The sequence below is a fragment of the Treponema primitia ZAS-1 genome (genome assembly GCF_000297095.1).
Lineage (GTDB): Bacteria > Spirochaetota > Spirochaetia > Treponematales > Breznakiellaceae > Termitinema > Termitinema primitia_A.
Map to the genome: position 1 here is coordinate 17,128 of NZ_AEEA01000007.1, position 20,413 is coordinate 37,540.

General features: G+C 47.9%; 24 protein-coding genes. 4 read left to right on the forward strand and 20 right to left on the reverse strand.

Annotation, left to right across the window (positions count from 1 at the left end):
- Window positions 1-183: 183 nt before the first annotated feature.
- The 3 genes from TPRIMZ1_RS0100410 to TPRIMZ1_RS0100420 all read left to right on the forward strand — a co-directional run bounded on the left by TPRIMZ1_RS0100410 (window position 184) and on the right by TPRIMZ1_RS0100420 (window position 2,533).
- Window positions 184-1,266, forward strand: a complete 1,083-nt coding sequence (locus TPRIMZ1_RS0100410; RefSeq protein WP_010253080.1) for a M23 family metallopeptidase — start codon at window positions 184-186, stop codon at window positions 1,264-1,266.
- 109 nt (window positions 1,267-1,375) lie between these two features.
- On the forward strand, window positions 1,376-1,579 hold the full coding sequence (gene rpsU / locus TPRIMZ1_RS0100415) for a 30S ribosomal protein S21 (protein ID WP_010253082.1): 204 nt from the start codon (window positions 1,376-1,378) through the stop codon (window positions 1,577-1,579).
- A gap of 42 nt (window positions 1,580-1,621) precedes the next feature.
- Window positions 1,622-2,533, forward strand: a complete 912-nt coding sequence (locus TPRIMZ1_RS0100420; protein ID WP_010253085.1) for a phosphodiester glycosidase family protein — start codon at window positions 1,622-1,624, stop codon at window positions 2,531-2,533.
- A gap of 68 nt (window positions 2,534-2,601) precedes the next feature.
- Here TPRIMZ1_RS0100420 and TPRIMZ1_RS0100425 read toward each other — a convergent pair whose 3' ends face one another.
- From TPRIMZ1_RS0100425 to TPRIMZ1_RS0100500, 16 genes are all read right to left on the reverse strand, one after another.
- Entirely contained in the window at window positions 2,602-3,603 is a 1,002-nt protein-coding gene (locus tag TPRIMZ1_RS0100425) for a CsgG/HfaB family protein (RefSeq protein ID WP_010253088.1), read from the reverse strand.
- A gap of 275 nt (window positions 3,604-3,878) precedes the next feature.
- Window positions 3,879-5,216, reverse strand: a complete 1,338-nt coding sequence (locus TPRIMZ1_RS0100430) for a pyridoxal phosphate-dependent aminotransferase (protein WP_010253091.1) — start codon at window positions 5,214-5,216, stop codon at window positions 3,879-3,881.
- A 90-nt stretch (window positions 5,217-5,306) separates the two neighbouring features.
- Window positions 5,307-6,170 (reverse strand): sugar phosphate isomerase/epimerase family protein, encoded by an 864-nt coding sequence (locus TPRIMZ1_RS0100435; RefSeq protein WP_010253094.1) that lies wholly within the window; start codon window positions 6,168-6,170, stop codon window positions 5,307-5,309.
- Complete coding sequence (locus TPRIMZ1_RS0100440; RefSeq protein ID WP_010253097.1) at window positions 6,160-6,819, reverse strand: redox-sensing transcriptional repressor Rex; 660 nt, start codon at window positions 6,817-6,819, stop codon at window positions 6,160-6,162. The genes TPRIMZ1_RS0100435 and TPRIMZ1_RS0100440 overlap by 11 nt, the downstream gene beginning before the upstream one ends.
- Before the next feature lie 18 nt (window positions 6,820-6,837).
- Complete coding sequence (locus TPRIMZ1_RS18085) at window positions 6,838-7,857, reverse strand: ABC transporter permease (protein ID WP_010253100.1); 1,020 nt, start codon at window positions 7,855-7,857, stop codon at window positions 6,838-6,840.
- Entirely contained in the window at window positions 7,850-9,352 is a 1,503-nt protein-coding gene (locus TPRIMZ1_RS0100450; protein ID WP_010253104.1) for a sugar ABC transporter ATP-binding protein, read from the reverse strand. Before TPRIMZ1_RS0100450 ends, TPRIMZ1_RS18085 begins: the two co-directional genes overlap by 8 nt.
- A gap of 57 nt (window positions 9,353-9,409) precedes the next feature.
- Window positions 9,410-10,396, reverse strand: coding sequence for a sugar ABC transporter substrate-binding protein (locus TPRIMZ1_RS0100455; protein ID WP_010253106.1), 987 nt, complete (start codon window positions 10,394-10,396; stop codon window positions 9,410-9,412).
- Between the two features lie 106 nt (window positions 10,397-10,502).
- Window positions 10,503-11,891, reverse strand: coding sequence for a rhamnulokinase (locus TPRIMZ1_RS0100460; RefSeq protein ID WP_081503588.1), 1,389 nt, complete (start codon window positions 11,889-11,891; stop codon window positions 10,503-10,505).
- A 7-nt stretch (window positions 11,892-11,898) separates the two neighbouring features.
- Window positions 11,899-12,513 carry a class II aldolase/adducin family protein gene (locus TPRIMZ1_RS0100465; RefSeq protein WP_010253109.1) on the reverse strand — a complete coding sequence of 205 codons (615 nt, stop codon included), beginning with the start codon at window positions 12,511-12,513 and terminating at the stop codon, window positions 11,899-11,901.
- A complete protein-coding gene (locus tag TPRIMZ1_RS0100470; RefSeq protein ID WP_010253112.1) occupies window positions 12,506-13,084 on the reverse strand; it encodes a BMC domain-containing protein in 579 nt (192 codons plus the stop codon). Before TPRIMZ1_RS0100470 ends, TPRIMZ1_RS0100465 begins: the two co-directional genes overlap by 8 nt.
- On the reverse strand, window positions 13,081-13,359 hold the full coding sequence (locus tag TPRIMZ1_RS0100475; protein ID WP_010253113.1) for a EutN/CcmL family microcompartment protein: 279 nt from the start codon (window positions 13,357-13,359) through the stop codon (window positions 13,081-13,083). The genes TPRIMZ1_RS0100470 and TPRIMZ1_RS0100475 overlap by 4 nt, the downstream gene beginning before the upstream one ends.
- Before the next feature lie 24 nt (window positions 13,360-13,383).
- The gene (locus TPRIMZ1_RS0100480) at window positions 13,384-13,662 is read right to left on the reverse strand and encodes a BMC domain-containing protein (RefSeq protein WP_010253115.1); all 279 of its coding nucleotides are present in this window, start codon (window positions 13,660-13,662) and stop codon (window positions 13,384-13,386) included.
- Between the two features lie 19 nt (window positions 13,663-13,681).
- Entirely contained in the window at window positions 13,682-13,990 is a 309-nt protein-coding gene (locus tag TPRIMZ1_RS0100485) for a BMC domain-containing protein (RefSeq protein WP_010253117.1), read from the reverse strand.
- 19 nt (window positions 13,991-14,009) lie between these two features.
- Window positions 14,010-14,294 carry a BMC domain-containing protein gene (locus tag TPRIMZ1_RS0100490; RefSeq protein WP_010253119.1) on the reverse strand — a complete coding sequence of 95 codons (285 nt, stop codon included), beginning with the start codon at window positions 14,292-14,294 and terminating at the stop codon, window positions 14,010-14,012.
- Between the two features lies 1 nt (window position 14,295).
- Window positions 14,296-14,895, reverse strand: coding sequence for a BMC domain-containing protein (locus TPRIMZ1_RS19565; RefSeq protein WP_010253121.1), 600 nt, complete (start codon window positions 14,893-14,895; stop codon window positions 14,296-14,298).
- A 35-nt stretch (window positions 14,896-14,930) separates the two neighbouring features.
- Window positions 14,931-15,338, reverse strand: coding sequence for a TIGR04076 family protein (locus tag TPRIMZ1_RS0100500; RefSeq protein ID WP_010253122.1), 408 nt, complete (start codon window positions 15,336-15,338; stop codon window positions 14,931-14,933).
- 587 nt (window positions 15,339-15,925) lie between these two features.
- On the opposite strand from TPRIMZ1_RS0100500, the gene TPRIMZ1_RS0100510 reads away from it, so the two are divergent.
- Window positions 15,926-16,564, forward strand: coding sequence for a helix-turn-helix transcriptional regulator (locus TPRIMZ1_RS0100510; RefSeq protein WP_010253125.1), 639 nt, complete (start codon window positions 15,926-15,928; stop codon window positions 16,562-16,564).
- On the opposite strand, the gene TPRIMZ1_RS0100515 is transcribed toward TPRIMZ1_RS0100510, so the two are convergent.
- From TPRIMZ1_RS0100515 to TPRIMZ1_RS0100530, 4 genes are read right to left on the reverse strand one after another with little or no spacing between them, the layout of a single operon-like run.
- Window positions 16,551-17,795, reverse strand: coding sequence for a beta-ketoacyl-ACP synthase (locus tag TPRIMZ1_RS0100515; RefSeq protein WP_010253127.1), 1,245 nt, complete (start codon window positions 17,793-17,795; stop codon window positions 16,551-16,553). The two genes, TPRIMZ1_RS0100510 and TPRIMZ1_RS0100515, sit on opposite strands and share 14 nt — an antisense overlap.
- Window positions 17,792-18,520, reverse strand: a complete 729-nt coding sequence (gene fabG / locus TPRIMZ1_RS0100520) for a 3-oxoacyl-ACP reductase FabG (protein ID WP_010253130.1) — start codon at window positions 18,518-18,520, stop codon at window positions 17,792-17,794. Before fabG ends, TPRIMZ1_RS0100515 begins: the two co-directional genes overlap by 4 nt.
- The gene (locus TPRIMZ1_RS0100525) at window positions 18,510-19,820 is read right to left on the reverse strand and encodes a beta-ketoacyl synthase N-terminal-like domain-containing protein (RefSeq protein WP_232616711.1); all 1,311 of its coding nucleotides are present in this window, start codon (window positions 19,818-19,820) and stop codon (window positions 18,510-18,512) included. Before TPRIMZ1_RS0100525 ends, fabG begins: the two co-directional genes overlap by 11 nt.
- Window positions 19,817-20,413 (reverse strand): DUF3261 domain-containing protein, encoded by a 597-nt coding sequence (locus TPRIMZ1_RS0100530; protein ID WP_010253136.1) that lies wholly within the window; start codon window positions 20,411-20,413, stop codon window positions 19,817-19,819. Before TPRIMZ1_RS0100530 ends, TPRIMZ1_RS0100525 begins: the two co-directional genes overlap by 4 nt.

Here is a 20,413-nt window from a genome sequence, read left to right on the forward strand (position 1 = left end):
TCCCAGAATATATGCTACATAATACAATGTAGATTATTTTATCTACATTGTCAATAGGGAAATCGTTCTTTTTCATCACTGCCTTCCTTAGTGGGGGGTTATTACCTACTAGATGTATCAGCGCTGAATTTTGCTTTAGTGATTCACTTCCCTATTTGCCTTTCCCATGATTAAATGTACATAATGAAAGCCATAGCCGGGCTTAAACGCAAACTGTCCATTTTCATTTTATTGTTCCTCCTTGCCGACTGTTCCACGGCTAAAAAAGAAGCCACCCAGGAAGAGGTTTCCACAACGGAGCAGACGGAAGAAATGCCCGTGGTGGCAGAATCTGCGGAGACAGAGCCTGTGGTAACGCCGGTCGAGGCGCCCCCAGAAGCCGCTCCGGCAATACCCATAGTCCTTATTCCCGATGAGATCCGGCCCGGGGAACCGTTTACCGTGGCCTTTATGGCGGGCGGGAATGGGGCAGCCCGGGAATTCCGGGCGTTGTTGCTTAACAGCCGGGGAGAACGGCTCGCCAAGGCGGCGGCTTTCAGCCTGGGTGAAGAAGCGGTCGGAGTGCTGGCAGCAACGATAGCGGTTCCCTCCACTGCGCTGCCGGGGGAAGCCCTTATACGGATAGAAAGGGATGGGGTGACCCTGGGGGAAATTCCCTTTCATATCGCGGATCGGGAATTTGCCGCCGAGGAAATTGAGCTGAACCAGCAGAATACCGATATCCGTACCGTACCGGACCCCAAAAAAACGGCGGAATCCGAGCAGCTCTGGGGCATTATTAATTCTACGGGGACGGAGATCTTTACCGCCGGCCCCTTTGCCCCGCCGGTTACTTCCACCCGCAGGACCAGCTTCTACGGGGACCGTCGGGTTTACCGCTATGTAACCGGGAAAACCGACACCGCTATCCACGCCGGAGTTGACTATGGGGTTCCCACAGGCACTCCGGTCTTCGCCTGTGCCGATGGCCGGGTGGTTCTGGCCCGGTTCCGAATCTCCACGGGTAATTCGGTCATACTCGAGCACCTGCCGGGGGTTTATTCCATCTATTATCATATGGATAGTATTCAGGTTACCGAAGGGGATATGGCCGGTTCCGGGGAGCTTTTGGGAGAATCGGGGTCTACCGGCCTTGCCACCGGCCCTCATCTTCACTGGGAAATCCGGGTTTCCGGAGAAAACGCCGACCCGGACGCCTTTACCCTCCGGCCTGTCCTTGACAAACAGACGATTTTAAGTAAACTGGAAGAATTAGAAAATCCGTAAAACGTATTTTCTTTTCGTGAATTTCCGAACCCCGGTATACCGAAGGTTCGCTTTATCTGTCCTTAGGACAGGATCATTCTTACCGAAGCAGGAAGGGAGGTGATTTTAATTGGCGCATATCATCGTAGATGATAACGAGATGCTGGAAAAGGCCATCAAGCGGTTCAAACGCATGGTGGAAAAGGAAGGCATCATTCGGGAATATAAAAAGCGGGAATATTATGAAAAACCTTCCACCATCCTCAACCGGAAGAAAAAGGCTATTCAACGGAAGCTGCTTAAAAAATCCCGGAAGGGCAAGTCAGAATATTAGAGCGCGTACATAAAAGCGCAATTAGGTAAGGAGGAATTAGGGGTGAGAAAAACCGGTCACGGCAAAACCCTTAATTCTTTTTTTTTATTATTCCTTCTCCTTTCAGTTTTACTTTCCTGCGCTTCCCTCTCTCCCCTGGCGGATCAGCCCCGGACACCCCCTGCCAGAACCGTAACCCCGGATGTTTTACTTCCCGCCTGGAAACCCTTTGCCCCGGGGATAGATTATTTCGAGGGACGTATCGGAAAACCCCGGTTGGAACTATGGGCGCTTCGGGTGGATCTGGGCAATCCGGATCTGGAATTCGTCGTGAATTCCGGGGAGATGGTGGGAGTTATCCCCGGGACCACCATCACCGGCTTTGTCAGGGACTATGACTGTATCGCGGGGATCAATACCAATCCCTTTGACCCGGTTTCGGCGAATGTGGGGGAGGAACGGACCATCGTGGGGATAAGTATAGCCGCAGGGGTCCTGAACGCCCCTGCGGTTCCCGGCTATGACGCCCTGGTTTTGTATACCAATGGGAAAGCAGCCATAGTCAGCCAAGCAGCCCTGACAACCCCGGATGAACTAATGGACATCCGTAACGCCGTGGGAGGTTTCAGCGAAGTTCTGCGAGAGGGCGCCGTAACGGAACAAACCCTGGCCCGTAACGGTCCACGGCACCCCCGGAGCGCCGCAGGAATATCTGCCGACGGAAAAACCCTCTACCTGCTGGCTATTGATGGAAGACGTCCGGGAAGCGCGGGCGCAACGGAAGAAGAAATCGGCATAATCCTGAAACAGCTGGGGGCTGATGATGGCCTGAACTTTGACGGCGGCGGCTCCACGGCCCTTGCCCTGCGCTACCCCGACGGAACGGTCCGGGCGGTAAACACCCCCATCCACGGCATGATCCCCGGCAAGGAACGGGCGGTTGCAACCTGTCTGGGGATACGGGTTGTGGAGTGAGGCGGTGGAGATGACTCTACACCCGGACACTACGCAAAACTGGCGCCTGGTACCCGCCAAAAATGGTTTTATTTTTTTCTTTGAATAAACCCAATTTTATATCCCAAACAAAAATTCGTACTTAAGTCCAAAGCAGCTCCGTATCCAATATCGTAGTCATCATAAGCCCACAACACACCAGTAACGCGTGCTTCGGTAAACAATACGCCGGGACCGATATGAACACCCCCTCTCAAACCTCCGCTAAACGCAAATCCAGGGGCCGTTTGCTCGGGGGGGGTTGCAAACGCTATATGCATCCCAGGTCCGAAAAACACATTTACTTCAAATGGAGAAGGACGCATTATTAGTGTCGGCTCTACTAAAATATTGATACCGCTATACCCGTTTCCACTCACATCAAGAGCTATTCCAAATAAATCAAAAGGTTGAACCATCGCATAAACAGAAAACCCAAGAGGCAATTCACCAAAATGCCAATCGTATGCTTCCAGATACTCTTCTGGTTCACTAATAATCATGCTGTAACCCGCACCTATTCCAAAATAAAGCCATTGATATTTCCAGGCATCCGCAGGGTTTATTCTTCCCAATAATCCCGTTAAGGTGGGATCGTACTTTATATTTATTGTTCTGGTACCGATTACTTCAGCGGTTTCTATAACAATCGCCTGAACTCGCATACGGTACATATCGCGGTACTGACCAATAGAACCGGAAAATAGAATTTGGGCGCCTATCATCCGGCCAATACCCTGGGCTGTTTCATCGCTCACGGAACCGCTCATGTTAAAATTCAATTCGGTTTCTAACATTTCCAAACGGCTTCTTTCCACAACCCGTACTGTTCCTGTATTGGCAAAGGCAACTAAAAGTTCCTGAATGATAAAATCGGAAAGCCCCTTTGTTTCCGCCTCAAAGTTCGTAACCGCGACAGTCGATCCTGAGGGTAACTTTGATGAGAAAAAATCTACTGAATCCAGAATTGCATTATCCAGTGTAATGGCTTCCTGTGTATAAGCCAAAAAGCTACAAAACAAAAAAATTCCCAAAAAACTTATTTTTTGCATTTTCCCCTCCTCGATTAGCCAGTCTGCTATTTTCAAAGACCGGGTCCTGCCACATCAAAAAATGCGGCTTGCCTGGGATTTAACCACCTAATGTGGTGGACGCCATATAATAATACCCTTAATTCGGGTGTTGTCAAGGAAGTAACCACCATTTTTGCGTAGTCTCTAAATAATGAGTTTTAGAGAAAATATACGGGAATTATTGAATTATAATGACATGGAACAAAAGGAATTGGCGGCTAAGCAAGAAGGGCTCCGGCTAAAAACTGCCCTTCCTAATTTTCTCCCAAATACTGCCGTACCGCTTTTCCCATGGTCTTGTAGATCCGGCGGCGCTTTTCGTCGTCGTATTCCAGCAGGGTAAAACGGAAACCAGGGAGATCGCTGGCGAACCCGGAGAGGGGGACCACGCAGATACCGGTGGAGGCTAAAAGCCAGTACACAAAACGTTTGTCCGGCGCTACACCGGCGGTTTGTTCCTGGATGTATTCCCCCAGGGAGGAGTCGGAAACCGGGAGGGTCCGGAGGGTGGGCTCCTCCAGGATACCGGGGTCAAAGACCGCAGTGGCATAGAGGGCGCCCCGGGGCTTTTTTAAGCTTACCCCCTTGATGCCCTGAAAGGCCTGGTAGGCTTCTTCGGCGCGCTGTTCAAACATGGCGGCCCGGCTGATCAGATGGTCCGGGTAGCGGCTGTCCCCCATGATGGCGGGGATACAAAGCTGGGGCAGGCTGGTGGAACAGACTTCAAGACGCTTGGCGTCCACCAAACTTCTTACATAGGCGTCAAAACGTTTATCCGAATGGCGGTTGTACACCTCAATCCAGCCGCAGCGGGCCCCGGGCCAGGGGACTTCCTTGGACAACGAGCGTAGGGCCAGCCCGGGAACGCCGTCGATGATCTGGGAGAGGGCGGCAGTTTTAGCGCCCCCATAAACGATATTGGCATAGGTTTCGTCACAGACGATGAAGAGGCCGTAAGTCCGGGCAATACGGACAAATTCCTGCAAAATTTCCACGGGATACACCGCCCCGGTGGGATTATCGGGGTTGATTAACAGGAGCCCCGCCACGGAATCGTTGTACTTAACCTTTAGCTCCACATCCTCCATGTCGGGCATCCAGTCCCGGTTGGGATCCAGCCGGTAGGTCAGGTGTTCATACCCCGAATGGGCAGCCTCGGCGGAGGATAGGGTGGAATAGGCCGGAGAAGGCCCCAGGACCCGGGCTTCCCGGCGGAGGAAACCAAATACCTTGCCCACCGCATCCCCCAGGCCATTAAAAAAGAGAATATCGTCGGCTTCGATTTTTACCGGTTCGGGGTAACCATCGGCGCCTGAAAGCTTTGGCCGCCGGCTTGCCTGGGCGGACAAAAATTCCCGGGCTTCCCGGGCGCCCTCGGTTTCCGAATAGGCGTAGGACAGATCCTCCCCGGCCTTTTCCCGCACAATATCCTTGATCCATTGAACAATGTGTTCACCCTTCTTTACCGGGTCCCCGATGTTCTCCCACTGAATAGGGATACTCCATCGGCTTAAGCTACGGGCAAAGGCGACAATTTCACGGATTTCATATTTCAGCTTCCCCGCGCCGGGGTGAACGATGTCTCTTCTCATTTTTTTACTATGGCCAAAATCAAAGGGGCTGTCAATGCGGATATCATTTTTAGCGGTTCTTTACTATAAAAGAAATACCTTCCGTATCTATTATGCCTTATCCCAGGTTTCTTTTACAAATAGAAGTGACCGCTTTGCCTCTCCATCATAATCAATTCCGGGCATAACGTCACGCCAGATGGAACAGGCATCGCCGATCTCTCCCCCTCTTTGCACCAATGGCTCTAAGGTTATTTTCCCCCCGTAACCGGTCTCTTTTAAGGCATGAAATATTTCTTGCCAGGGCAAAAACCCACAGCCCGGAGGTCTTCGATTGTTCTCACCCAGATGAACATACCCGATCTGTTTTCCTGCACTTAGAATAGCACTGGAAAAATTATTTTCCTCGACATTCATATGGAAGGTATCAAATTGAATCTTCACATTCGGCCGACCTACTGCATCCAGATATACTTCCGCTTCCTTTTCCGTATTGAGCATATAATGCTCATAACGGTTTACAAGTTCCAGGCAGATATTAATACCCTTATCTTCAGCATATACCGCAAGTTCTTTCATACAGGTGATACTCCTGACCGTATGAGCTTCTTTTGTATCGATTATTTTTGAATTCCATATACCATTTACGATACCACATGCCGTATCAGCACCCATCGCTGATACGAGATCAAAGTATCCTTTCAAATATTTCACGGCATCAGCACGTACAGCTTTATCAGGAGAAGTTATATCATATTTTGCAGGCGGATCAACAGCCAGCACATATTCAATCCCAAGATCATCACCGAGTATTTTCAGATCCCGGCGTTTTGATTCGGACAAATTCTTCAATGATTCTGCAACAAGTTCAAGAACATTAAAACCCAGTACGGCGATTTTCCGGGTGTATTCCATATAATCCGCGTCAAAATTCGGGGACCAAAACCCGTAAAATATTCCTACCTTATTTTTCATCTTTCGTTTCCATCGATTTCTCCCGCTTCCCTTTATAAGACAACATCATCAGATTATCATCGATATGAACATTTTCAATTGAAACATTCCTGCCAAAACTAAAGAATACCGGATTAAAATTCAAAAACATTTTTACGCCGAATTCACTGACTTTTTTTGCAATTTCGCCTGTTCCATCCGTAGGCAACGCAAGAATTACCGCAACAATTTGCTCGTCCCGGATATATTCTTCTATTAAATCCATATCATATATCTTGATACCGTTTATAACTGCTCCGGTAAGCTTTGGGTTAATGTCAAAAAAGGCTTTTATCTCAAACCCACAGTTTTTTAATTCTTCGTAATTACTCAGCGATTGCCCAAGATTTCCTGCACCAATGATAATCGTATTTTTCTTTGTTTTAAGATCCAATAATTCTGTAATCTGATTTAGGATCATTGAGATATTATATCCCACCCCATGATAACCATTATAGAGAAGCCTATTGAAATCCTGGCGCACCTGAGAAGCGGATATTCCCATCAGAGAAGCAAGCTCATTTGAAGAAATGTACTCTTTCCCAAACTGCTTCTGCTCGTTCAGATATCGGTAATACCTGGGAAGCTTTTTAATCAAAAGCTTAAAATGTTTTTCGCCCTTTACATACATTACAAACTGCCTAGCCCTTTATGGGAATACGGTCTCCGTTTTAAAACCAGTCTTTTTTATACGCCTTTCCCTTGACATCAGAGACTGTAACACAACGGCAATAATAAGTACAACCCCCTGAACAACCATCTGATAGAATGAATCGACATTCAGCTGCACAAGGCCATTATTCAGGATACCCACAAATATGCAACCGATTAGAATACCGGCGGGCCGTCCAATTCCTCCCGAAAGAGCCGTACCCCCCAATACACATGCGGTAAACACATCAAAAAGGTATGTTGAGCCTACCTGTGCGGATCCTGCGTTTATACGAGCCGCAACAATCAGGCCGCCCAGCGAAGAAAACAAGCCGCCTAATATGTAAACGATAATCTGCATCCTATTAACACGGATTCCTGATAAGCGCGCGGATTCCCTGTTTCCGCCAAGTGCATAGCAGTAAGTACCAAACCTTGAGTACTTCATAAACAACGAGACAAGTGCGTAGAGAATCACAAGAATAATCACGGGCCATGGAATTGCCCCCAAATAACCGCGGCCGAGCTGCACAAAACCGGACGGGAAATTTGAAATTGGCGTAGCCTGTGTTATTACATAACCCACACCCTGACATACCTGCATTGTACCAAGGGTTACGATGAACGATGGAAGTTTCAAATAAGTTGAAAGCGTCCCGTTTATCAACCCGGCTAAGAGGCCCACGCACATACCGGCGAGTACAGCCAAGGGCATTGGAACATTCAATTGAATTGAAAGCTTTGCCACAACAATGCCGGTAAGAGAAGCAACCGTTCCGACAGAAATATCCATTCCCCCGGTAAGGATTACCATAAATCCCCCGATTGCTATAATGCCGACAATCGATACTTGCCGTATTACATTGATGAGATTATTCCAAATCAAAAATGTCGGCGATGCAAATGACAGGAACAGGATAAGAACCAGAAGGGCAATATACATACCCGCTTCCTGCTTTGATGTCGAATACCAGTTTTTTATTGAATTCATTGCCCTCAAACTATTTCTGTTACCCATGAATATTACCCCCCATTGCAAATTGCATAATCGATTCCTGACTTGCCTCTTCTCTGTTCAACTCTGATACTATACGCCCCTCGCGAATAACTAATACCCTGTCACTAAGTTTTAAAATTTCAATCAACTCGGACGAAACTATGATGATGCTTTTCCCTTCCCCGACCATCTTGTCTAGTATTGTGTGAATTTCTTCTTTCGCCCCAACATCCACTCCCCGCGTTGGTTCATCAATCAGCAGTATTTTAGGATCCGCTTCTATACATTTACTCACGACTATCTTCTGTTGATTCCCCCCACTGTACAATTTCGCTTTACGTTTTGTATCCGGAGGATTTATCCCAAATTTTTTAATCGCATCATGTGCCATCTTTTTTACTTTTTTATAGGAAATCATATGCAAAAAATTTAACGTTTTACCCAAGCTTGCACATGCATTGTTATATTCCATTGTCATTTCCATCATAAGACCTTCCGATTTTCGTTCTTCAGGGACCAGTGCAATGCCGGATTTATAAGCATCATAAGGCGAATTGATCTCTACTTTTTTTCCTTCAACCAGAATTTCACCGGAATCTTTCTTATCCGCCCCGAACAATGCGCGGACAATTTCACTCCGTCCCGCACCGGCCAGTCCTGCAATACCGAGAATCTCGCCCCGTTTCAGATTAAAGCTGACATTGTGTACTTTCTTGGCATTCAGGTTCTTCACTTCCAGAACAATGTCATTTTGAGTCGTTGATTTCCGTGGAATACTATGGACCTCACGTCCGACAACCATCTTTATAAGACTTTTCTCGTCAATTTCAGCACGATCCTTAGTTCCTATATATTTGCCGTCCCTTAACACAGTAACCCGATCAGCCAGCCTGAACACCTCGTCAAAGATGTGCGTAATGTAAATGATTCCGACTCCCTGTTCCTTGATAGATTCAACGACACGATAAAGATTTTCTCTTTCCTTTTGTGCAAGCGAGGCGGTAGGCTCATCCAGTATTATGACCTTAGGATTTGTACTGATCACCTTCGCCACTTCAACCATTTGCTGTTCTGCAAATGACAGTACCTGCATTTTTTTTGTAATATCTATTTTAAATCCGAGACGATCTAAACTCTCTTGCGTTTTTTTTAAAGAGTACTCTTTATCTATAATATTAATAAATTGTTTTGCTCGTTCCCGTCCAAGCATGAAATTCGTCGTTACATCCAGCCAGGGTACAATATTCAGTTCCTGATGCACAACATTTATACCATTTCTTACTGCATCTACAGGACTCCTGATATCAACTTTCTTATTCTCAATGTATATATCTCCGGAATCTGCATAAAACGCTCCCGAAACGATTTTTATGAAGGTGGATTTCCCAGCTCCGTTTTCTCCCAGCAATGCAAGAATCTCGCCGCCGTTTACATCAATCGATACATTATCAAGAGCTTTTACACCGGGAAAAGATTTACTTAAATTCTTTACGTGCAGCACCACTCCCATATCCATATCCCCCTCAAGAATACAGAAGGCCAATAAGCTTGGCCTTCTGTAAATGCAGAATCATTATTCCATCATGCTATCAACGGTTGTTTTATCGCACAGATCGAATGATACCTTGACCTCATAATCAAATTTCTCACCCTTTGCTGCCTTAAGAGCCATTTCAACAGCCTTATCGGCCATTGCACGGGGAGGAAGGAACATGGATACCTTGAACATGGAGTTATCCGACTTGATCAGTTCCATAACGTCCGATATCGTATAAAACCCACAAACCAGCGCATCCTTTTCGGTCATTCCCCTGGACTCCATCGCCGCAAGACCGCCAATTGCGCATTCATCATTGGCTCCCCAGAGCATATTTATGTCGTTATTTGATGAAAGAATATTTTCAGTAACCGTCATTCCCTGTTCGGTTGCGGCCTGCCCGTTCTGTACTATAGTCTTTACATTCGCTTCACCAAGCCCTTCTTTCAATCCCTCAATAAATCCATATTCTGCTTCAAGACAAGGCTGCTCAGCCGGATAGGAAAGCACTGCGACATTTGCTTTCCCATTAAAATTATTCTTCGCATAATTCGCAGCCCATCTGCCCTGGACTTTACCCGTTTCAAACGTCTCAAGGCCTACAAGCCCGGAAGCAACACGATTTCCATCCCTATCAACAACTTCAAGATCACTTAAAATAACACGTACACCGGCATCTTCCGCTTCTTTGATTGCAACATTAACCCCACCCGGATCGAGCGGACAAATGATAATGACATCACAGCCCTGGGAAATCATATCCTCCATCAGACTGATCTGCTTTGCCGCATCACCCTTAGAATCTGTTGATATTATTTCAAACCCCTTCTCTATTCCCAATTTTTTTATCTCATCAATCCAGTCCACCCAATATCTGTGGCCCATGTTGTAAAGGGGAATTCCTATTTTTATTTTACCCTCATTCTTTTGTTTGTTGTTACTCTTATCCTTTGAACAGCCAATAAGCGTCATGGCAGCCATTATAACAGAAACGATAACCAATAATGTTCTTTTCCCGCTCATAAAATTCTCCTCTCATTTTCTCTACCCAACTTTTGCCCATATATATGAGCACCTCGTAAATTCTTACTATACTTACCCCTCCTTTTATATTAAGGATTATGACAGTTCAATATTCCTGTATTATTATTGAATTATTCAATAATTCCGCTGCTTCCAAAGTGTTCTTGATCTCCCCTTGCCGTATTAGCTGGGTACAAATATTGCCTGTCGCACTAGCCTCTACAGGGCCGGCGTAAATATTCAGATGAGTTTCCATTTTTATCCGATGACAAAGATAGGGGCTTTTCGATCCTCCGCCCAATACATAAACACTATCAAATTCTTTTCCAAGGATTCGTTTCAGATCACGAATGGTATTTGCTGAAACATGGGCAATGCCGTTTAAAACCGCAGCATAAATTTTTTCTTTTTCTGTCGACCCCGAATACCCAACTTTACCTAAATAGGTTCTTACCTTTTCACACATATTGCCCGGATATGTAAACTCCGCGCTGTCCGGATCTATCATCCCTTCAAAATGCATCGCAAAAGCCTGTTCTTCGAGATAATCGTAATCAATATTCCAATTTGTTTTATTAAGCCAGTCTCTGGCACATTCCTGGATAATATAAAGCCCATTAGAATAACGCAGAAAATTTATTTCCCCGTTAAACCCGTTTTCGTTGCTTAAACCAGCTTCAAACGCCTCTCGGGTAATAACAGGTTCGCGAAGGAAACAACCCGTCATGACCCAACTTCCGCTGCTAATATATATTGTGCGATCGCGGTTCTTCGCAGGTACGGCCATCAATGCGGATGCAGTATCATGCCCGCATATCCGCATGATCGGGATTTCTCCGGATGATAACGGCGCTTTAACTTTTCCAATAATATCAGGCCGGGGATCTGTTTCAGGCAAGATATCAGGCATGCCTAATTTATCCATCAAGGTATAATTCCATCCGTCCTGCCGTAAATCATACATGCCGGATGGACTTGCTGCTGTGTTATCGAAGGAAATTTCTCCGCTTAAAAGAAACCCCACTAAATTTGCCATTAACTGTATTTTTTCTGCTTTTGCAAAATATTCCGGAGCGTGTTTTTTCCAGTAATTCAGATGAACAAACGGACAAATATCTTCAATTATTGTGCCATTGCTTTGATACAGCTCATAATCAGATATGGCGGAAAAAACTTCCGAAGCAGACGACTGTACCTTTGGGTCCCGGTAGCTGAGGGGGAAAAAAAGCAGCTTTCCCCGGCCATCTATCAAGCCCAAATCTGCGCCCCAAGTATCTATACCCAGAGAATATACATCACTCTCTTTACATATTGACTCAAGCGCAAAACGGTACATCATCCATATATCCCAATACAGATTTTCTCCAATCTTCACAGGTAAATTTTGTTGACGCATTATCTCGCTGAAGTCAAGACGACTTCCGTTAAAACTTCCTATGATATTTCTCATGCTCCCTGCTCCATAATCAAGGGCCATGATTTTCTTTTGGCGCATTGCTATGCTACAGCAGTTTCGAGAATAAACCTACCATGGCATTTACTTCTGCATTATCCAGCAGGGTAAATGCTTCATCAAGATCTTTTGCAGCAATTACAATACCGTGATTTGGGATCAACGCTCCAATTGCGCGATCGGCGATTTCCGAACGGCGGCTGTAGAAGTAGGAAATTACTTCCTTTGCAAGTTCCGGAGAGGTTCCGGCAACTTCCTTTATACAGACCATAGGCCCACCGGCAAAGTATTCAAAATTTTCAGTATACACGTCCAGTGTCTTATTTGCTGAAGCATAAACGAGACAATACCGCGGATGCGCATGCAGGACGGCTCCCACTCCGGGGACTGCCTTATACACTCCCAGGTGCATCATGCTTTCCCGGGTTAACATAGTCGGATCATTCTCAACTACTTCGAGGGTTTCGGCATTCAACGCAATCAAATCATCCGGCTGAAGCTGCCATCGCAATTTTTCCCCCGCCATCATGGGAGTCACATAAATAAGCCCATTGTGCTTAACGCTTATATTACCCCCACCGGCGTCCGTAAGCTGACGGTCAAACATCAGCCTGCCTGTATTAATTACCTTGCACCGAATGTAGTCATTTCCGAAATTACACATTTTTAATCCTCCGTGTATTTTTGTTGAACAGCTTCTCACAAGTCAAATCATGCGGGTTCGTTATAACCGCGCTGTCGATCAGACTTTGCCTCTCTTTACACAATGCTGTCGCTTTTTGCAAAGCGGCATCTACCTCTGCAATACCCCCGGCAATAAACACAATTCCCTTACCACCTATTCCGTTAGCAAGCCGTAGATCTTCAATCCATACATCAGATGTCTTGACTGCTTCGTCAGCCGCATAAATAGCGCTCACCGTATCTGCAGTCTCAATGATCCCCACAGCTTCCGCACTTTTACCTGGTGACAAAATTTCCAAGACACCCTCACTCAGATTTCCTATTACAACCGAACCGGTCATACTAAGCAAATAATTTCTCCTGAGCAAGTCTACCGCACTGTAAACAGCCGCATACCGACCGACAAAAAGGATTAGATAACCGCCAGGACATATCATTTCTGCACGCAGAAGGATGATATCGTTATTTTTTACTGCGCAATCCATACCTGCAACACCGCTGGCAATTGTTCTGAATTCCGCAATACCGATTGCAACTGCTGTTTCTTTCATGCTTTGTTTACAAGGACGCTATCCGGTTCGTCAATAATCCCAACGATGGCGGCATCAATCGGCGCTGCTTCACGATCCGTACCGATACGGGCAGCGCTTCCTGTTGCAACAATGACCACTTCGCCTACACCTGCACCGACGCTATCAATTGCAACTGTATATTGATCAGTCAATTTACCATCTTTAATCATTTGCACGATCAGAAGTTTACATCCCGTCAGCTTTTCATTTTTCTTTGTGGAAACAACATGTTGAACAATCTTTCCGAGCTGCATCTGAATACTTCCTTTCCTGTTCCGTTATTTAATTATCGGAAGGATCTTTTCAACATCGCCGTGAGGCCTGGGAATGACATGAACTGCGATTAATTCCCCAAGCTTTCCAACAGCATTTGAACCTGCTTCCGTTGCAGCCTTAACGGCGCCTACATCACCGCGAACCATAACCGACACATACCCGGATCCGATTTTATCAACACCGACGAGTTCTACATTCGCTGCCTTTAACATCGCATCCGCCGCTTCAATAAGTGCGGTAAGCCCTCTTGTCTCAATAATTCCCAATGCTTCTTTTGCCATTTCTTTTTCCTCCATTCAATTATCCGATTTCTTTTACATTTATCTCAGCCGATATAAGTTTCGGCAATATTGATTCAATATCACTATGCGGGCTCGGGATAATATGTGCAGCGACGAGTTCTCCCAATCCGCTTACTGCGGCAGCGCCGGTTTCCACCGCAGCCTTTACAGCCCCAACGTCACCTTTAACCATAACGGTCACATAGCCCGATCCGATTTTTTCAACCCCCGCAAGCTTTACATTAGCGGCCTTTACCATGGCATCAGCCACCTCAATAAGCGCGGTAAGCCCTCTTGTCTCAATCATTCCCAATGCTTCTTTTGCCATTTCTTTCCTCCTCTATCTATCAGGATATCTTGTCAATTATAGCGATTGTCTCTTCACAGGGATTTGCTAAAACGGTATACGCATAGACTTCTCCCAGTTCCTTCGCTGTCGCTTTACCACTTTCTATTGCCGCATAAACTGCATCCACACTCCCTCTTATGGCAATAAAAATTAAAGCATTGCCAATCTTTTGTGTTCCAATCACTTCAACGGCCGCAGCTTTTACCATGGCATCCGCCGATTCAACCGATGCGGTAATACCGCGCACCTCAAGTATCCCTAAAGCCATACTGCTGCTTCCCATATCAATCACTCTTTAAATTTGTATATGTAATCATACGATAAATCCCTTCATCCGGCCGGGCATTCATTTTGCTGGAGATAATATCACCAACCAAACCTGCTGCTGCGAGCCCGGCCTGAACCGCACACAAAACTGCATCCGGCAATCCGGCAATCTTCAGTGCAACGATTAGTTCAATGCCCGTATTCCCCTTTGTACGCTCCATACCCACAAGACGGACATCAGCTGCTTTCAAGGCCGCATCCACGGCGGTAACAGCACATACAAAACCATAAACTTCAATGATCCCATATGACTCTTTCCCCATTGCAACATGCTTCTTTCGGTAGGATCCATCAAGATACATCACCGTTTCAGGATGCGGATTGGCAAATACCCTATACGCTATCAATTCGCTGATCTGCTTTGATACGGCACACCCTGCTTCCACAGAGGCATTTACAGCATCCACGGCGCCTCTGACCACAATTGTCACCAGTCCGCCGCCCATATCTTTTTTTATATCAATGAGAGTTACCTGCGCCGTCTTCATCATGGTATCCAGCACCAATATACTTGCGGACAACCCTCTTACCTCAAGCAGCCCAATTGAACCAGCCATTGCTATCCCAACCTCATTGATATATCCCGGAAGGACTATCCAATAACCTCAATGCTGAAAGTTACATGGTTATCGGGATCCGGACACCCAAGACGAATTTTCCCCTTCGTAGGCTCCCACCAGAAATTCGCATTGCAAATCATTGCATTAATGTAGGGCAGCAGCCCAGCGAAAGCCGGAATGCATACTCCCCCGGGTGTTTTATCCGCCTCCAAATAGAATGTTTCACCAACCTTATGGCGGGCAACACAGGTTCCTTCAACACGCTCAACCGTAATTTTGAACTTCTTGAGCGGCGGCGGCGTTACTTTGCCGATAAGCGATTGAGCTGTTCCAATAGAAGAATCATCAACGAAGACAGGCTTTTCAACCTTAAAACTATCGTGACCATTCCCTATTGCGCTTTTTACCAACTGATCAAGTTCTGCTTTATTGATTTCCATAGCTCCAACTTCCATTCCTATAGAATTAAGATAAATTAATCCTAACATAAGGTTATTTATATGTCAATAAAAATTATTTTTATTTTTATTTTATTGAAATAGATATAAAAATATCTTAATAATTGGTATTTTTAGACAAATAAAGCCATTTATATTGATTTTAAGTTATTTTTATAACGTTATAATTTATTTATATGAAATAAAATTCTTTCGTACTATCAGACGTGAAATACTCATTCTCTGACAGGAGGCGCCTGTTACGAATCTAATTAGTCAGGGGATTTAGTAGACAAGTACGTTTCAACCTCATGAGCTCTGAAAAAAACCCTCCGGTTCCGGCGGCAAATTACCGGAACCGGAGGAAATGACCGGGAGGGAAGATTTCCTGCAAACCGCCAACGGCGGCATTTGGTGTGGCTTGGCAGGGGACCATTCCCTGGTTGTCCTTTTTATTATCCCCCAAATATCGCTTGAGCAAGATAAAACATTGGTACTATTTCCATAGACCTTGGTACTATTCCAAAATCAGCGTTTTTTTTATTTCATTCTTGCTTTGTGTACTGTTATATAGTAATGTTAGGTCGTTTATGAAACTATTTAAAAAAATATCTACGCAAATTCAGTTTCTTGAAATGCTCAACAATGAACATGTGTGGGGAATTCTTGCAGGGCTAAGTTTCATTTATGAACTCTGTAATTTAATTGCGGGGGATAGTGTCATCGGCTTTTTGACCGTCCCCATCTTTTATGCATTTGCCCAGAGGAGCGGATTCTTCAAAACCCGGGGAAGGGCAAAACGGTTCGCCATGGTTCTTCTTTTTCTTGCAGCCCTGGCCTCCCAATACCGGTTTGGTATCAGCTTTTTATGTAAGAGTTTTATCAGCATCATAGCAACTGTAATCCTCTGCGTCGTCGGATTTCTCCTTTTTTTACCGGAACTGCAAAAAAATTTAGGTGCAGAACATACTCCGGTAATCCGCCTTTCCCCGAAAAAATTTACCCGGCGGGATGTGGATATGCTTAACAAAGTTTTGGAGGGAGAAAAATACACTGCCATTGCAGCAGAATATGGACTTGCAGAGAGTACCCTAAAGAACAGGCTGCGTATCCTTTTTAATAAGATCGGTGTTTCCGACAGGATCAGTTTCTTGTCCGGCTATGCCCGGTATATACTGGCGCTTGAGGAGGAGGAACTCCCGGAACAACAGGCTATTAAACTTTTTTAAAAATCAAAGAAGTGTTGATTCCCCCAAAGGCAAAATTATTGGACATGATATATCCGGTATTGATTTCCCGGCCACCCTCCATAAGGTAATCCAGGGGAGCGCATTGGGGGTCCGGGTCCCGGAGGTTGATGTTAGGACAAAACCAGCCATGGTTCATCATGTTAATCGAAACCCAGGCTTCAATGGCGCCGCAGGCTCCTAAGGTATGGCCGGTATAATTTTTCAGGGTACTCACGGGGATTGGCCGTTCAAACACATCATAGGTTGCCCAAGTTTCGGCTATATCCCCGGCGCTGGTGGCGGTACCATGGGTGTTCACATAACCGATACTATCGCTTTTTATACCGGCGTCGGCCAAAGCCAGGGACATAGCAGCGCCCATGGTAACCCGGTTGGGCTGGGTGATATGTGTCCCGTCGCTGTTGGAACCAAAACCAACAAGTTCCGCATAGATGGCGGCGCCCCGGTTCATGGCGTGTTCGTACTCCTCCAGGATGAGGGTCCCGGCGCCTTCCCCCACAACCAGACCGTCCCGGTTTTTATCATAGGCCGAAGGGGTGCAGTCCGGGGTATCGTTTTTGGTACTCGCCGCAAAGAGGGTATCAAAGACCGCAGCATCCGCCGCGGAAAGTTCCTCCGCTCCGCCGGCGATCATAATATCCTGCTTGCCCTGCTGAATCAGCTCATAGGCCTGGCCGATAGCCATGGAGCCCGAGGTACAAGCAGTATTGGTGGTAATCAGTCTTCCGGTTAACCCGTAGTATACCTCGATATTGGCGGCGCAGGTCTGAGGCATGGCCCGGACATAAGTGGTGGCGCCCATCTTAGCGGTGGTATTCAAGATGAGCATGCTGTAAAAATCCAACAGAGAATCTATGCTGCCCATGGAAGAACCATAGGCTACCCCGCAGCGTCCCGGAGGCAGATTAGCTTTCTCCGCCACCGTTTCACTCTTTTCCGCAAGACCCGCTATTTTTAAAGCCCGATCCGTGGCGACCAAAGCGAGGAGACAGACCCGGCCCATACCCCGGATTTTCTTCCTCGGAAGATCCGGGGCGGTAAAATCCACGGGCGCCGCGAGACGGGTATTCATGGGCTTATATTTTTCCCAATCATCCATTACACGGACAAAGTTTTTTCCGGCCCGCAAGCCTTCCAGTATTTCCTTCCATTCGGATCCAAGGACGCTCACTATCCCGCCGCCGGTAACTACAACTCGTTTCGGCATCATATCAAGCCCCCGTTTACTGAAATAACTTGCCGGGTAATATACGATGCTGCCTCGGAAAGGAGAAACACTGCCAGGGCCGCCACCTCTCCGGGCTGTCCGACACGGCCCATGGGAATGGTGGGGAGAATCATATCCAGCGGCGCGTCCTGTATCATCGCAGTATCAATAATTCCCGGGGCTATACAGTTTACGGTGATAGACCGGCTGGCCAGTTCTGCAGCCAGGGCTTTGGTGGCCCCGATGATCCCCGCCTTGGAGGCACTGTAGTTTACCTGTCCCCGGTTTCCTATGATGCCCGAAACCGAGGCGATGGTGATGATCCGGCCCCGCTTTTTCCGGCAGAGGGGCATTACCAGGGGATGCAGCACATTGTAAAACCCATCCAAGTTGGTATGGATCACCGAATCCCAGTTTTCATCCGAGAGGGCCGGGAAGGCGTTATCCGCGTGGATCCCGGCGTTACAAACGATGCCCCAAAGGGCGCCCCTGGATTCAGTGAGGGCCTCGAGCTTTTCCCGGCAATCCTCCCGGTTTGCAATATCAAACCCAAGGATCTCCGCGTCCCCGCCCCGGGAAAGGATCTCCTCCCGCAGGGACCGGGCTTCATCCTCCCCCCTATTATAATGGGCTATCACCCTATATCCCGCTTCCGCAGCGGCCAGGGCAATAGCCCGTCCTATACCCCTGCTTGCACCGGTAACCAAGACCTGTTTTTCACTCACCATTTCCCTCCGATTTTGCCAAAATCAGGCTGACATTACAGCCCCCGAAGGCAAAGGAATTACTCATACATACGCCTAAATTCGAAACACCATCGCCCAGGGCAGTCAGATGCAGGGGAGGCAGCGCCGGATCGTATTCCCCATCCCAGACATGAACCGGCAAAGGCGCCGGTTCCAGGGGTGAAGCCAAGGTCATCCAGCAGAGGGCCAGTTCCAGGGCTCCCGCAGCGCCCAAGGTATGCCCGGTAAGGGGCTTGGTGGAGCTTGCCGGGGGACTATCGCCGGAAAATACCGAAGCAATCGCCCGGGCTTCCATTTGATCATTCTGAATAGTACCGGTTCCGTGGAGATTGAGGTACCCCACGTCCCCCCTTTCTATCCCCGCATCAGAGAGGGCTGCCTCCATAGCCCGGATTGCCCCCTGGCCGTCCGGACGAGGGGCGGTCATGTGATAGGCGTCGGCGCTTTCTCCGGCCCCCAGGAGTTCAATGCCCCCCTCAAGGGCTTCCCGGGAGAGTACAAAAAACCCGGCGCCCTCCCCCAGGGTGATACCCTTCCGGTTTCTGCTGAAGGGGTTACAGAGGCTGCCGGAAACCGCCTCCAGGGAATTGAAGCCCAGGAGGACGGTTTCCGAGGCGATATCGACCCCGCCGGCTATAACGGCATCGCAGACCTTCATGCGGATAAGCTCCGCCCCCCGGATGATCGCTGTAGCGGAAGAAGCGCAGGCGGTGGCAAAGGCCAGGGACGGTCCGGAAAGGCCGAATTTCCGGGAGACATATTCCGCAGGTCCCGCGGCTCCTTGAAAGCGCAGATCATACCCTTCAGCGAAGCCCCCGGCAAAAAACGACCGGTGGGCCTTGAGTGACCATTCGGTACCATTGTCGCAGGACCCTACACAGACCCCGATGCGCCCCGGACCATAGGCGGCCAGGGCCTGCTCCACATGGGGGCGGATCTGTTCCAGGGCTGCATCGGCGAGCCGGAAAATCCGGGGGGCCGGGAATGCCGTATCCGGTTCCAGCCCGAGACAGGCAGCTACTGCGGCGGCGGAACTCAGGCGGTCTTCGGGAACCCTGCCCACGAGGAAACGCTGTTCCAATGCGGGAGGCGCCGCGCCAATGGTCACCACACCGATGCCGGAGCTATCCCCCCGAAGCGCCGCGTCAAACAGGGCCTGCCGGTCTGCGCCGGCACAGCAAAGAACCCCCGGCGGGGAAAGGTATATGCGCGGGAGACTTCGTTGCAAGTTGCGCGGGAGACTTCGTTGCAAGTCGCGGCGGCGGTTCTGAACGGGGATCACCTAAAGTCCCCCCGCAGGGTATAGGCATAGCCCCGCAATACATTGGTATACCGCACTTCGTCTGGTTTCTTTTCAATTTCGATGATCAGTTTCTTTTTGTCAAAAATTCGGCGGACCTCTACGGAACCGTCCGGAGTATCCCGTATCTCAACCACCAGGCTGAGCCCCCGCAAAGCCGGAACCAGGGCGTCGATGCGGTAAAAGCAAAACTGAAAATCTGCGGCGACGTATTCCGCCTTAAAGGAAGGGGGGAACATGGAGGACGAAAAGGAAATGGCGTCCCCGGTAAAGGACAGATCCCCCATGCTGACACCGAAACTGTTGATCAGGGCTATGGATATTCCCCCCCGGTCTGCCTGAACCCAGGCGTCCAACAGCATCTCCTGCCCGCCGTAGACGCCGGAAATTTGCTGGGCCATATCCAGGGGCGCTTCAATATGATCCGGGGATAGCAGGGTATAGGTTACCCTATTGGTTACATACACCGGAGAAACATTCTGATTAGGCTTTTGTGTTGTCGCGCAGGAAACCAGCCAGAAGATGATAGCTGGAAAAAAGGCGCCCCGATATTTTTTCTGAATTTTTAGCCCCAA